Origin of the sequence: Streptomyces sp. BI87 (genome assembly GCF_025957665.1) — a bacterium.
In the GTDB taxonomy this organism is placed as follows: domain Bacteria; phylum Actinomycetota; class Actinomycetes; order Streptomycetales; family Streptomycetaceae; genus Streptomyces; species Streptomyces albidoflavus.
Genome location: NZ_CP110079.1, coordinates 1,602,352 through 1,615,566, shown reverse-complemented (window position 1 = coordinate 1,615,566; position 13,215 = coordinate 1,602,352). Strand labels below are relative to the sequence as shown.

At 73.3% G+C, this 13,215-nt stretch carries 9 protein-coding genes and 1 pseudogene; 8 read left to right on the top strand and 2 right to left on the bottom strand.

Going from position 1 to position 13,215, the window contains the following annotated elements; translation table 11 throughout:
* Positions 1-48: 48 nt before the first annotated feature.
* From OIM89_RS06875 to OIM89_RS06840, 8 genes and pseudogenes are all read left to right on the top strand, one after another.
* Positions 49-1,089 carry a 3-isopropylmalate dehydrogenase gene (locus OIM89_RS06875; RefSeq protein WP_003951041.1) on the top strand — a complete coding sequence of 347 codons (1,041 nt, stop codon included), beginning with the start codon at positions 49-51 and terminating at the stop codon, positions 1,087-1,089.
* A 342-nt stretch (positions 1,090-1,431) separates the two neighbouring features.
* Positions 1,432-2,520 (top strand): branched-chain amino acid aminotransferase, encoded by a 1,089-nt coding sequence (locus tag OIM89_RS06870; protein ID WP_030699504.1) that lies wholly within the window; start codon positions 1,432-1,434, stop codon positions 2,518-2,520.
* A gap of 465 nt (positions 2,521-2,985) precedes the next feature.
* Entirely contained in the window at positions 2,986-3,723 is a 738-nt protein-coding gene (gene ureA, locus OIM89_RS06865; RefSeq protein WP_195730315.1) for an urease subunit gamma, read from the top strand.
* Entirely contained in the window at positions 3,720-5,522 is a 1,803-nt protein-coding gene (locus OIM89_RS06860) for an urease subunit alpha (protein WP_226964452.1), read from the top strand. Before ureA ends, OIM89_RS06860 begins: the two co-directional genes overlap by 4 nt.
* An 8-nt stretch (positions 5,523-5,530) precedes the next feature.
* The gene (locus OIM89_RS06855; RefSeq protein WP_217466485.1) at positions 5,531-6,610 is read left to right on the top strand and encodes an agmatine/peptidylarginine deiminase; all 1,080 of its coding nucleotides are present in this window, start codon (positions 5,531-5,533) and stop codon (positions 6,608-6,610) included.
* Between the two features lie 5 nt (positions 6,611-6,615).
* A pseudogene (locus tag OIM89_RS06850) lies at positions 6,616-7,018 on the top strand (alpha-ketoglutarate transporter); the annotation flags it as partial.
* A gap of 277 nt (positions 7,019-7,295) precedes the next feature.
* Positions 7,296-9,074, top strand: a complete 1,779-nt coding sequence (gene cimA, locus OIM89_RS06845) for a citramalate synthase (RefSeq protein ID WP_226964453.1) — start codon at positions 7,296-7,298, stop codon at positions 9,072-9,074.
* 161 nt (positions 9,075-9,235) lie between these two features.
* Positions 9,236-10,609, top strand: coding sequence for a hypothetical protein (locus OIM89_RS06840; protein ID WP_226965563.1), 1,374 nt, complete (start codon positions 9,236-9,238; stop codon positions 10,607-10,609).
* A gap of 33 nt (positions 10,610-10,642) precedes the next feature.
* Here OIM89_RS06840 and OIM89_RS06835 read toward each other — a convergent pair whose 3' ends face one another.
* Both OIM89_RS06835 and OIM89_RS06830 read right to left on the bottom strand, forming a co-directional pair.
* On the bottom strand, positions 10,643-12,928 hold the full coding sequence (locus tag OIM89_RS06835) for a terpene synthase family protein (protein ID WP_264491071.1): 2,286 nt from the start codon (positions 12,926-12,928) through the stop codon (positions 10,643-10,645).
* Positions 12,929-13,007: 79 nt separating this feature from the next.
* Entirely contained in the window at positions 13,008-13,214 is a 207-nt protein-coding gene (locus OIM89_RS06830) for a DUF397 domain-containing protein (RefSeq protein ID WP_030699497.1), read from the bottom strand.
* Position 13,215: the final 1 nt, after the last annotated feature.

Genomic DNA, 13,215 nt, shown 5'->3' with positions numbered 1-13,215 from the left:
TGATGGACGCTCCGTGTCACCCCGTGGGACGAGGAGTAGGGTGCGACCATGTCTCGCAGCATCAATCTCGCAGTGATCCCCGGTGACGGCATCGGCCAGGAGGTCGTCGCCCAGGGTCTGAAGGTCCTCAACGCGGTCCTCCCCGAGGATGTGAAGCTGGAGACCAAGGAGTACGACCTCGGCGCGCGCCGCTGGCACCGCACGGGCGAGACCCTGCCCGACGCGGAGCTGGAGGCGCTCAAGGAGCACGACGCGATCCTCCTCGGCGCCATCGGCGACCCCTCGGTCCCCTCCGGCGTCCTCGAGCGCGGCCTGCTGCTGAAGCTCCGCTTCGCCTTCGACCACTTCGTCAACCTCCGCCCCTCGAAGCTCTTCCCGAACACCGCCACCCCGCTGGCCGGCCGTCCGGAGATCGACTTCGTGGTGGTCCGCGAGGGCACCGAGGGCCCCTACACGGGCAACGGCGGGTCGCTGCGCACCGGCACCCCTGCCGAGGTCGCCACCGAGGTCAGCGTCAACACGGCGTACGGCGTGGAGCGCGTGGTCCGTGACGCCTTCGCCCGCGCCCAGGCGCGGCCCCGCAAGAAGCTCACGCTGGTCCACAAGAACAACGTGCTCGTCTTCGCCGGCCACCTGTGGAAGAACACCTTCGACAAGGTCGCCGCCGAGTACCCGGACGTCACCACCGACTACCTGCACGTCGACGCCGCGACGATCTTCTTCGTCACCCAGCCCGAGCGGTTCGACGTCATCGTCACCGACAACCTCTTCGGCGACATCATCACCGACCTCGCCGCGGCCGTCACCGGCGGCATCGGCCTGGCAGCCTCCGGCAACATCAACCCGACGGGCGCCTTCCCGTCGATGTTCGAGCCGGTCCACGGCTCCGCCCCCGACATCGCCGGGCAGGGCAAGGCCGACCCGACCGCCACCATCCTCTCCGTCGCCCTCCTGCTGCGTCACCTCGGCTACGAGGCCCAGGCCGCCCGCATCGAGGAGGCCGTCTCCGCCGACCTCGCGGAGCGCGACGGAACCGCGCGGACCACCGACGCCATCGGCGACGCGCTCGCCGGACGAGTAGCCGGCTGACCCGGCGCGCGACACCCGAAGCCGCCGGGTCCCCCACGGGACAACCCGGCGGCTTCCTCATGGGCGGCCCCGGGTGCGACAACCCAGGGCCCGCGCTCACCCCGGACCCCCCCTGCCGCTCCGCCGCGTGACACATTCGGCGCGGCGGTGGACTCCTCGGCGTTCCCTCACCGCCCCCTCCGGCGCGATAATCGAACGTGGGGCCGCGGAAAATGAGGCGATACCCGGACGTCCGTATGGTGCACAGCTGACCGGAGTGCGAGACAGCACCCCGGACACGCACCACTCAGGGGTACGGGCGTGAGCGCGGTCCGTCACCACCACACGTGAAGGACACCACTCATGACGACGCCGACGATCGAACTGAAGCCCTCCGCGCACCCGCTCCCGGAGGCCGAGCGCGAGGCGCTCCTCGCCCGCCCCGGCTTCGGCCGGCACTTCACCGACCACATGGTCACCGTGAAGTGGACCGAGGGCCGAGGCTGGCACGACGGCCAGCTCGTCCCCTACGGGCCGCTCTCCCTCGACCCCGCCACCAACGTCCTCCACTACGCCCAGGAGATCTTCGAGGGGCTCAAGGCGTACCGCCGCCCCGACGGCTCCGTGGCGACCTTCCGCCCCGACGCCAACGCCCGCCGCTTCCAGGCCTCCGCGCGCCGCATGGCCATGCCCGAGCTGCCCGTGGAGACCTTCATCGAGGCGTGCGACCTGCTGGTGGCCCAGGACAAGGCGTGGGTCCCGCCGCACGGCGGCGAGGAATCCCTCTACCTGCGGCCCTTCATGATCGCCACGGAGATCGGGCTGGGCGTCCGGCCCGCCAACGAGTACCTCTTCGTGGTCATCGCCTCCCCGGCCGGCGCGTACTTCCCCGGCGGCGTCAAGCCCGTCTCGATCTGGCTCTCCGAAAACCGTGTCCGCGCCGTGCCCGGCGGCGTCGGCGACGCCAAGACCGGCGGCAACTACGCCGCCTCCCTCCTCGCCCAGGCCGAGGCCGCCGCCGAGGGCTGCGACCAGGTCGCCTACCTCGACGCGGTCGAGCACAAGTGGGTCGAGGAACTGGGCGGCATGAACCTCTGCTTCGTCTACGGCGACCGCCTCGTCACCCCCACCCTCACCGGCTCCCTCCTCGCCGGCGTCACCCGCGACACCCTCCTCTCCCTCGCCGCCGACCTCGGCTACCGGGCCGAGGAGGGCCGCGTCTCCATCGACCAGTGGCGCGAGGACAGCCGCAGCGGCGCCCTCACCGAGGTCTTCGCCTGCGGCACGGCCGCCGTCATCACCCCCGTCGGCCGGGTCAAGACCGCCACCGACGAGTGGACCCAGGGCACCGGCGAACCCGGCGAGGTCACCCTCCGCCTCCGCGAGGCCCTCCTCGCCCTCCAGACGGGACGCACGGAGGACCGCCACGGGTGGATGCACCCGCTGGGCTGAGTCTTGAAGGTCCGGTGCCGGGCGCGTGCGAGCGCCTGGCACCGGACCGATCGGACGACCGGGACGGCCCGTCGTCCCCGCAGCGGATGCGGGGGCGGCGGGCCGTTTCGGGGCGGGGGCGGCGCTGGCTTCGGTAAGGGGTGCCGCCGCGGCGTCGGGCTTACCTGCGCCGTGGTGGGGCGCGCGGCGTACGGGGCGGTCACGGGGCGCGCGACCTGCGGCTTTACGGGGCACGTGGTGCGCGGCGTGCGACCCTCCACGCTGCGCCGCAGGTATGGGGCGACGTGGCGGGGCTGCCCCTTACCCGGACTCGGGGCCGCCCCTTGCCCGGCCCCGCCTCTGAGGGCTCCCGCGGCCGCCCCCGACCCAAGCGCCCGCCCTGCCGTCCGCCATCCATTGGAAAACCTAAATGCTTTAGATAGGGTGACGCTCCATCGCCCGCCCGCCCACCCCTCCAGGACCCCCATGCGCCTGACCCCCACCGAACGCGACCGCCTCCTGATCTTCAACGCCGCCCAGCTCGCCCGGGCCCGGCAGGCGCGCGGGCTCCGGCTGAACGTTCCGGAGGCGACCGCGCTCATCTCGGACACGGTCTGCGAGGTGGCGCGGGACGGGGCGCGGCTGGCGGAGGCGGTGGCGGCGGGGCGGGCGGTGCTCGGGCCGGACGACGTGCTGCCGGGTGTCGCCGACGTGCTGACCGAGATCCAGGTCGAGGCGGTCTTCGAGGACGGGTCCCGGCTCGCCGTGCTGACCGACCCCATCGGCGGCGGCCACACCGGCGACCAGGCGCCCGGCGCCCTGCTCCCGGGCCCGCCCCACACCGAGCCGAGCCCCGTGCTGACCCTCCCGGTCACCAACACCGCCACGGTCCCGGTCAGCGTCACCTCGCACTTCCACTTCTTCGAGGCCAACCCGCGCCTGAGCTTCGACCGGGCTGCCGCCTACGGCATGCGCCTGGCCGTCCCGGCCGGCTCCTCGCTCCGCTTCGGCCCGGGCGAGACCCGCGAGGCGGGGCTGGTGGAGATCGGCGGGGCGCGCGTCGTCATCGGCTTCGCCGGGCTGGTCGACGGCCCGCTGGAAGCCCCCGGCGCCCGCGCCGAGGCCCTGCGCCGCGCCGCCGCCTGCGGCTACCTCGGCGCAGAAACGCCCGGGACGGACCCCGCCCCGCCCGGCGCCACCCCCGCCCCGGAGACCGACGCATGAGCCACCCCGCCGATCCGGCCCTCCCTGACGACCTCACCCCGCGCCCCCGCGCCTTCCCGCATCTGGCCCGTACCCCGCACGGCCGCCGTACCGCGCCCGACGAGGCGGCCGGCGCCTCCGACCCCTACGCCTACGCCGCCGTCCACGGCCCCCGCGCAGGGGACAGGGTGCGGCTCGGTGACACGGGGCTGACGGTGCGGGTCGAGGCCGACGCGCAGCGGCCGGGGGACGAGTTCCTGGCCGGGTTCGGGAAGACGGCGCGGGACGGGCTGCACCTGCGGGCCGCCGCCGTGCGCGACACCTGCGACCTGGTGATCAGCAACGTGCTGGTGATCGACGCGGTGCTCGGCATCCGCAAAGTCTCGATCGGCGTCCGCGAGGGCCGTATCCATGCCGTCGGGCGGGCGGGGAACCCGGACACGCTCGACGGGGTCGACGTGGTGGTCGGTACCGGCACCACGATCGTGTCGGGGGAGGGGCTGATCGCGACCGCCGGGGCGATCGACACTCACGTGCACCTGCTCTCGCCCCGCGTCATGGAAGCCTCCCTCGCCTCCGGCGTGACCACGATCATCGGCCAGGAGTTCGGCCCCGTCTGGGGCGTCGGCGTGAACTCGCCGTGGGCCCTGCGCCACGCCTTCGCCGCCTTCGACGCCTGGCCCGTCAACATCGGTTTCCTCGCCCGGGGTTCCTCCTCCGACGCCGCGCCGCTGGTCGAGGCGCTGGCGGAGGGCGGGGCGTGCGGGTTCAAGGTGCACGAGGACATGGGGGCGCACATCCGGGCGCTGGACACCGCGCTGCGCGTCGCCGAGGAGTACGACGTGCAGGTGGCCCTGCACAGCGACGGCCTCAACGAATGCCTCTCCGTCGAGGACACCCTCCAGGTGCTCGACGGCCGCACCATCCACGCCTTCCACATCGAGGGGTGCGGCGGCGGCCACGTCCCCGACGTGCTGCGCATGGCGGGTGTGCCGAACGTCATCGGCTCCTCCACCAATCCGACGCTGCCCTTCGGCCGGGACGCCGTCGCCGAGCACTACGGCATGATCGTCTCGGTCCACGACCTCAAGCCCGAGCTGCCCGGCGACGCCGCGATGGCCCGCGACCGCGTCCGCGAGTCGACGATGGGCGCCGAGGACGTCCTGCACGACCTGGGCGCCATCGGCATCACCTCCTCCGACGCGCAGGGGATGGGGCGGGCCGGCGAGACGATCCGCCGCACCCTCCAGCTCGCCGCCAAGATGAAGCGCGAACGCGGCCCGCTGGACGGCGACGACGAGGGCGACGACAACGCCCGCGTCCTGCGCTACCTCGCCAAACTGACCGTCAACCCGGCCCGCGCGCACGGCCTCTCCCACGAGGTCGGCTCGCTGGAGCCCGGCAAGCTGGCGGACATCGTGCTGTGGCGCCCCGAGTGCTTCGGCGCCAAGCCCCAGCTCGTCCTGAAGTCCGGCTTCCCCGCCTACGGCGTCACCGGCGACCCCAACGCCGCCACCGACACCAGCGAACCGCTCGTCCTCGGCCCTCAGTTCGGCGCGCACGGCGCGGCCGCCGCCGAGCTCTCCGTCGCCTTCGTCGCGGGCGCCGCCGGGGGCCTCGGCGCCGACGCCCTGCCCACCCGCAGGCGCCGCGTCCCCGTACGCGGCACCCGGAACATCGGCCCCGCCGACCTCCTCCTCAACTCCCGCACCGGCCAGGTCGACGTGGACGCCCGCACCGGCCTGGTCACCCTCGACGGCGACCCGGTCCGCTCCGGCCCCGCCGACTCCGTCAGCCTCAACCGCCTCTACTTCCTCTGAGGACCGCCATGCCCGACGCCCCCGCCCCGTCCCTGCGCGGCACCCTCCCGCCGGGCTTCCGCATGCCGCCCGAGTGGGCGCCGCACCTGCGCACCTGGATGGCCTGGCCCGGCCCCAACCCGACCTTCGCCACCGAGGCCGAACTCGCCTCGGCCGAACGCGCCTGGGCCGAGGTGGCCCGCACCGTACGCCGCTTCGAACCGGTCACCGTCCTCGCCGGACCTGGCCGCGCCGAAGGCGCCCGCGCGCTCCTCGGTCCCGGCGTCGACGTGGTCGAACGCCCGCTGGACGACGCCTGGATGAGGGACATCGGCCCCACCTTCGTCACCCGTGCGGAGGACGGCGCCCGGGCCGCGCTCGACTGGACGTTCAACGGCTGGGGCGCGCAGGAGTGGGCCCGCTGGGAGCACGACGCGAAGGTCGGCGGCGAGGTGGCCGCGCTGGCCGGGGTCACGGCGTACCGGACGGGGCTGGTCAACGAGGGGGGCGGGCTGCACGTCGACGGGGAGGGCACCGTGCTGCTCACCGAGACCGTCCAGCTCGACCCGGACCGCAACCCCGGGCTGAGCCGGGCCGAGGCCGAGGCCGAGATCCACGCGGGGCTCGGTACCAGCAAGGCGGTCTGGCTGCCGCGCGGGCTGACCGGTGACTACGGGCGGTTCGGGACGCGCGGCCACGTCGACATCGTCGCCGCCTTCGCCCGGCCCGGCGTGGTCGTGGCGCACACCCAGCCCGACCCGGCCCACCCCGACCACGAGGTCTGCAAGGAGATCACCGGCGTGCTGCGCGCCGCCCGGGACGCGGCGGGCCGCCCGCTGGAGGTGGTCGAGGTGCCCGCGCCCACCGTGCTGGAGGTGGACGGGGCGTGGGCCGACTACTCGTACATCAACCACTACCTGTGCAACGGCGGGGTCGTCCTCTGCGCCTTCGACGACCCGCGCGACGCCGAGGCCGCCGCGCTCTTCCGCCGCCTCTTCCCGGACCGCACCGTCGTCCCCGTCGACGCCCGCCCGGTCTTCGCGGCCGGCGGCGGCATCCACTGCATCACCCAGCAGGAACCGGCGCCGGCCCGGGGTACACGGGGCTGAGACCGCTCCGGCACGCCGGGTCGTTCTGGCCGGCGCTCGGCCTCTCGCTCCTCGCGCTGCTCAACATCACGGACTACACCTCGATCAACGCCCGCGTGAAGGCCGAACTCTTCCCCACCGGCATCCGCGCGCTGGGCGTCGCCCTGCCCTGCGCCGTGGGCAACGCCCTCTTCGGCGGCACCGCCGAGTACGTCGCGCTCTGGTTCAAGAACGGCGGGCTGGAGTCCTACTACTGGTACGTGGCGGGGTGTGCCGCCGTCTCGCTCGTCGTCCACCTGGCGATGAAGGGAGACCCGGGACATCGACCTCAACCGGGTCGGTGCCGAGACGGGCTCGCCCTCCGCCGGGGCCGGTCCCGGCTCCCCGGCCTCCCCGCCCGCGAAAACGGACGCCCCGCTCGCATCCTGAGACACCTCGTGGCACGGGGGTGTCTCTGTGGAAGACTGCCCCCGTGCCCACGTTCGCCATGATTATCGGCAGCAGGCGCGCCGGTCCGCAGTGACCGCCCCGCACCACCACGTGCGACGCGGCCACCGTGCCCCAGACCCGCGCGCAGACCTCTCGCACCCGCGAGGGGTCTTTTCGTTTGTCGGCCCCGACCGGGCCGCGGCGAGGCGCACGAGAGGATGGGGGCAAGTGGAGCCAAGCATTCCGGAGCCACTCACCCGACAGGAGTCACCACCGCATGACCAGCCAGGCCACCCCCGAGGAACCCGCTGAGCGCGCCCCGTCGGCCGCGACGAAACCGCAGGTCGCGCGCGACGTACGGGGCGACGACGGGGCGCGCCCCGCACCTGCCGCGACGCCCGCCGGAGCCCCCGCCTCCGCCCCGTCAGCCGCCGCCGACGCCGCCGTCGAGCGCCCCCTGCACATCTTCGACACCACGCTCCGCGACGGCGCGCAGCGGGAGGGCATCAACCTCAGCGTCGCCGACAAGCTGACCATCGCCCGGCACCTGGACGACTTCGGGGTGGGCTTCATCGAGGGCGGCTGGCCCGGCGCCAACCCGCGCGACACCGAGTTCTTCGCCCGCGCCCGCGAGGAGATCACCTTCCGCCACGCGCAGCTCGTCGCCTTCGGCGCCACCCGCCGCGCGGGCGGCAGCGCCGCCGACGACCTCCAGGTCAAGGCGCTCCTCGACTCCGGCGCCCCGGTCGTCACCCTGGTCGCCAAGGCCCACGACCGCCACGTCGAGCTGGCCCTGCGCACCACCCTCGACGAGAACCTGGAGATGGTCCGCGACACCGTCTCCCACCTGCGCGCCCAGGGCCGCCGGGTCTTCGTCGACTGCGAGCACTTCTTCGACGGGTACGCCGCCAACCCGGCCTACGCCAAGGCCGTCGTCCGCGCCGCCAGCGAGGCCGGCGCCGACGTCGTCGTGCTCTGCGACACCAACGGCGGCATGCTGCCCGCGCAGATCCAGGCCGTCACCGCCACCGTCCTCGCCGACACCGGCGCCCGCCTCGGCATCCACGCCCAGGACGACACCGGCTGCGCCGTCGCCAACACCCTCGCCGCCGTCGACGCGGGCGCCACCCACGTCCAGTGCACCGCCAACGGCTACGGCGAGCGCGTCGGCAACGCCAACCTCTTCCCGGTCGTCGCCGCCCTGGAGCTGAAGTACGGCCGCACCGTACTCCCCGAGGGCGCGCTCGCCGAGATGACCCGCATCTCGCACGCCATCGCCGAGGTCGTCAACCTGACCCCCTCCACCCACCAGCCCTACGTCGGCGTCTCCGCCTTCGCCCACAAGGCCGGACTGCACGCCTCCGCGATCAAGGTCGACCCCGACCTGTACCAGCACATCGACCCGGAGCTGGTCGGCAACCGCATCCGGATGCTCGTCTCCGACATGGCCGGCCGCGCCTCCATCGAGCTGAAGGGCAAGGAGCTGGGCATCGACCTCGGCGGGGACCGCGCCCTGGTCGGCCGCGTCGTGGAGCGCGTCAAGGAACGGGAGCTGGCCGGGTACTCCTACGAGGCCGCCGACGCCTCGTTCGAACTGCTGCTCCGCGACGAGCTGCGGCGCGGCGCCGACGGCGCGGGCGACGCCGCCCCGTCCCGTTTCTTCCGCGTCGAGTCGTGGCGGGCGATCACCGAGAACCGCCCCGACGGCACCCACGCCAACGAGGCCACCGTGAAGCTCTGGGCCAAGGACGAACGCCTCCTCGCCACCGCCGAGGGCAACGGCCCCGTCAACGCCCTGGACCGTGCCCTGCGCGTCGCCCTGGAGCGGATCTACCCGGAGCTGGCCAAGTTCGCCCTGCGGGACTACAAGGTCCGCATCCTGGAAGGCCGCTCCGGCACCGACTCCACCACCCGTGTCCTGATCTCCACCGGTGACGGCGACGCCGAGTGGTCGACGGTCGGCGTCGCGGAGAACGTCATCGCCGCCTCCTGGCACGCCCTGGAGGACGCCTACACCTACGGCCTGCTCCGCGCCGGGGTCGAGCCCGCCGAGTAGTAGGGCCGAAGCGCGTACGCCCGGGGGCGGCGGGCCCGGTACCGCCCCGCCGCCCGTCCGCGGCGCTTCGCCGCGACCCGGGTTAGCGTGGAGGTATGAGGCGAGCCGTAGTCCGCCAGTCCATACGCCGGGGCGCTCTCATCGCGTCCGGGCCTCTTCTCGTGCTGGGCGCCGCCGGAGCGACGGCCGCGCCCGCCGTCGCCGCACCGGACCAGGGCAGGCCCGCCGCCGCGGCACCCGTGCGGGCGGCGCCGCAGGCCCCCGCCGCCGCGACCGTCTCCGAGGTGGCCAAGGCGTGGCGCGACGGCCCCGTCTTCGTGGACCCGGACGTCTCGGACCAGCTCTCCGACGCCGACGCGCGTGACCTCTCGCAGGAGATCCAGGACAGCGACAAGGCGATCTTCGTCGCGGTCCTCCCGGCGACCTTCACGGACGACGTCGACCAGACCATGAACGACCTGCGCGGCGACACCGGCATCACCGGCCTGTACGTCCTGCGCATCGGTGACGACCTGCACGTCCGTGCCGACGAATCGGTTCTCTCGCAGCAGGCCGTGCAGAACCTCGAATCCCGCTTCCAGGACACCACCCCGGCCGACGAACAGCTCACCGGCCTCGTGGGCAACGCCACCCAGAACATGGGCGGCCGCGCCCCCACCTCCTGGTCCTCCCAGAACAGCGTCTCCGGCGCGACGTGGCTCGGTCTCGGCATCGCCGTCGTGGTGGTGGGCGGCGCCGCGTACACGCTGACCAGGCGGCGCAGGATCCGGCGTGAGCAGGCCCAGCAGGAGGCGCTGGCGAAGCTGCGGGTCGTGGTGGACGAGGACATCACCGCGTTCGGTGAGGAGCTGGAGCGGCTCGACTTCAGCCCGTACGAGTCCGGGGCCACCGACGAGATGCGCGGCGACTACGAGCGCGGGCTCGACGCGTACGAGAACGCCAAGTCGCTCATGGACCGCGCCCAGAAGCCCGAGGACGTGCGGGAGGTGACCAAGGCGCTGGAGGACGGCCGGTTCGCGCTCGCCGTGCTCGACGCCCGGCGCAGCGGCCGTGAGCTGCCGGTGCGCCGCCCGCCGTGCTTCTTCGACCCGCGCCACGGCCTCTCGGTCGACGACGTCACCTGGGCCCCGGCCGGCGGCGCGCCCCGCGAGGTACCCGTCTGCGCCGCCGACCAGGCACGGCTGGAGCGCGGCGAGGCCCCCGACATCCGCACCGTCGAGTCCGACGGGGGCGGCCGGCGCCCGTACTGGGAGGCCGGACCGGCGTACGGCCCCTGGGCCGGCGGCTACTTCGGCGGCGGCATCCTCCCCGGCATCCTCGTCGGCACCATGCTCGGCCACATGATGATGAGCCCCGCCTACGCCGCCGACTACGGCTCGGCCGAAGGCTTCGGCGACGGCGGCGCGGGCGGCGGCTACGAGGGCGGCGACGTCTCCGGCTCCGACTTCGACCCCGGTGACTTCGGCGGCGGAGGCGGCTTCGGTGACGGCGGAGGGTTCGGGGGCGGAGGCGGCGACTTCGGCGGAGGCTTCTGACGCCGCCGAAGCCGCTCACCCGGCCCGCTGCCGTCACCCCCCGGCGAACACCCGCGCCGCCGCCGTACCCAGCGACGAGGCGCCGAGCCCGTTCGGCCCGATCCCGCGCGGCGCGGCCTCGATCACCCGCCGCACGCCGGGGGAGTGGTGGCTCAGGTCCTCCTCCTTGTACCGCTTGCAGCCCCGGTGCCAGGTCAGGATGGCCGACAGCCAGTTCTCCAGCTGCCGCACATACCCGTCGAGCACCTTCCTGGCCGCGCCGTCCAGCTGGAAATCCTCGTACAGCACGGGGAGTTCGTGGGCCACGATGTGTTCGAACTGTTCCAGCCGCGCGTTCATCAGCGCGTCCACGTAGGCGAGGCCGGTCGGGTAGTCGCAGTCGAAGAAGTTCTGCGTGACGAGGACGGCGTTGTGGATCTCGCCCTCGAACTCCACTTCCTTCTGGTACGAGAAGACGTCGTTGATCAGCGCGCCGTAGTCCGAGACGGCCTTCTCCATCGCCTGGACGGTGCCCGAGCGGTACACCTCCTCGGGGACGATGTTGCCGTGGCGCAGGCGGCACAGGCTCATCGTCAGGTCGGAGCCGAAGGTGGCGCGGCGCATCTCCATGTAGTCGATGGGGTCGGGGATGCGGCCGAGGGACTGGTTGTCCAGCTCCCAGACCCAGCTGTCCAGCATCACCTCGATGGTCTGCCGGAACTCGCGGCGCGCCTTCTCCGGCATCGCGGAGGCGGTCCGCACCCACAGGTCGGCGAGCGACCGTTCCAGCGCGCTGGTCGGCACCGGTCCCGCCGAGGGCTGCTCGACCGGCATGAAGTCGCGCAGCCGGTCGGTGCAGAGCTTGGCCCCGGCGAAGTTCCGGGTACGGCCGAAGACCGCCGGGTAGTAGTCGTCGCCGTAGGTGCCCCAGGTCAGCCACTGGGAGGCGAGGTTCAGTTCCTCCAGGTCCGCCTCCGGGTGGAGCCCGGCCGCGCAGAGCGGGAAGTCGTAGCCGGCCAGCGCCTCCTCGTCCCACACGTCCGACCCGGGCACCCCCGGCTGCGGCACCAGCAGCCCCATCCGGTGCCCCCACGCGACCGTGTCCACCCGGGACTGCTCCAGCGCCGGGGAGAGCCGCGTCGGGAACGGAAGCTTGAAGTCCGGCAGCAGCGAGGCCCCCGTCCTCTGGTACGGCACGTGCGAGAAGCTGCGCGCCCGCTGCCGCGCCGGACGCCCGAAGAACGCCCCCACGTTCAGCGCCGACGTGCCCAGCGTCCCGGCCAGCAACGCCGCCGCCAGCGCCCCCGGCGACCCGCCCGGCGTCGGCGGCGCGGCCTCCCCGTCGACCGCGCCCTCGTTCATGTACCGGCTGGAGCGCATGTGCCACTCGTGGCCGCCCGACTGCCAGTCCTGGAGCCCCTTCACGTACGCCAGCACCGAGGCGGACTCGGCCGGATTCAGCCCCTTGTCGGCGAAGAGCGGCCCCAGTTCGGTCAGCGCGGTGTTCTCGAACTGCTGAAGGCGCGAGGTCAGCAGGTCGTTGACGGCCTCGGCCGCCTCCTGCGTCGTGCACTCCAGGAACCGTTCCAGCACGAGGACGCCGTTGCTCAGCTCGCCCTCCTCCTCGACCTCCCGCTGGTAGGAGAAGAGGTCGTTGCGCAGGTGGACGCCGTCCGAGAAGGCGTCGGTCAGCACGCGCAGGGGCCGCGAGTACGCCACCGCCTCCGGCACCTCGGCCCGCGCCGCGTACTCGATCAGCCCGGCCGACCAGGGCGCGCCGCCGACCTTGCGGCGCATCTCGATGTACTCCAGCGGGTTGGAGACGCGCCCCGCGTTGATGTTGGAGAGCTCCCACATCGACTCGTTGAGCAGGTTCTCCGTGGAGAGGGCGAAGCGGCGGCGCCAGTCCTCGGACATGGCCGGGACCGTCCGCGCCCACAGGTCGGCGAGCCCCGCCTCCACCGGATTCTGCGGCTCCGGGAACCCGTCGGCCAGATCCATCGGCATGAACGCCGGCAGCCGTTCCAGGTACGCCTTCGCGCCCTCACGGTCCTGCGTCCGCTTGAACAGCTCCAGGAAGTGGTCGTCGAAGAAGAAGACCCACACATACCAGTCGGTCACCAGCGACAGCGCCGGACCGTCGCAGTCCGGATGCGTGTACGCGCAGAGCAACGCGTAGTCGTGGGCCTCCAGGTCGGCCAGGTCCCAGACGCCCGACCCCTCCAGCATCCCCATCTCGTCCGCCCACTCCCGGGCGTGGGCTCGCGCCTCTTCGAGATGAGGGTTGAGCCGCGCCGGGTACGGCACGTAGAAATCGGGCAGGACAAAGGGCTGTGTCACGGTCGAGCCTTCCACACGGTGATACCGGCGGCCCGATCACTACCCGCCCGCCCGACCCGTCAGCCGGACGGCGGTGTTGTCATACGAGTGGACCGGCGGTCGCGTGTACGAACGCCGCCCAGGCGGCGGGGGCGACGTCGAGGACGGGGCCCGCCGGGACCTTGGAGTCGCGGACGTGGACGGCGGTGGGGTGGGCGGCGACTTCGACGCAATTGCCGCCCGCGTTGCTGCTGTAGCTGGACTTGAACCACTTCATGGGTTCGCGGGAAGGGGCTACGCCGGTCATG

Bases quoted from the DNA above. Each gene is read 5' to 3' on its own strand.
- OIM89_RS06875 (WP_003951041.1), top strand. From the start codon at position 49: ATGTCTCGCAGCATCAATCTCGCAGTGATCCCCGGTGACGGCATCGGC.
- OIM89_RS06870 (WP_030699504.1), top strand. From the start codon at position 1,432: ATGACGACGCCGACGATCGAACTGAAGCCCTCCGCGCACCCGCTCCCG.
- ureA (WP_195730315.1), top strand. From the start codon at position 2,986: ATGCGCCTGACCCCCACCGAACGCGACCGCCTCCTGATCTTCAACGCC.
- OIM89_RS06860 (WP_226964452.1), top strand. From the start codon at position 3,720: ATGAGCCACCCCGCCGATCCGGCCCTCCCTGACGACCTCACCCCGCGC.
- OIM89_RS06855 (WP_217466485.1), top strand. From the start codon at position 5,531: ATGCCCGACGCCCCCGCCCCGTCCCTGCGCGGCACCCTCCCGCCGGGC.
- cimA (WP_226964453.1), top strand. From the start codon at position 7,296: ATGACCAGCCAGGCCACCCCCGAGGAACCCGCTGAGCGCGCCCCGTCG.
- OIM89_RS06830 (WP_030699497.1), bottom strand. From the start codon at position 13,214: ATGACCGGCGTAGCCCCTTCCCGCGAACCCATGAAGTGGTTCAAGTCC.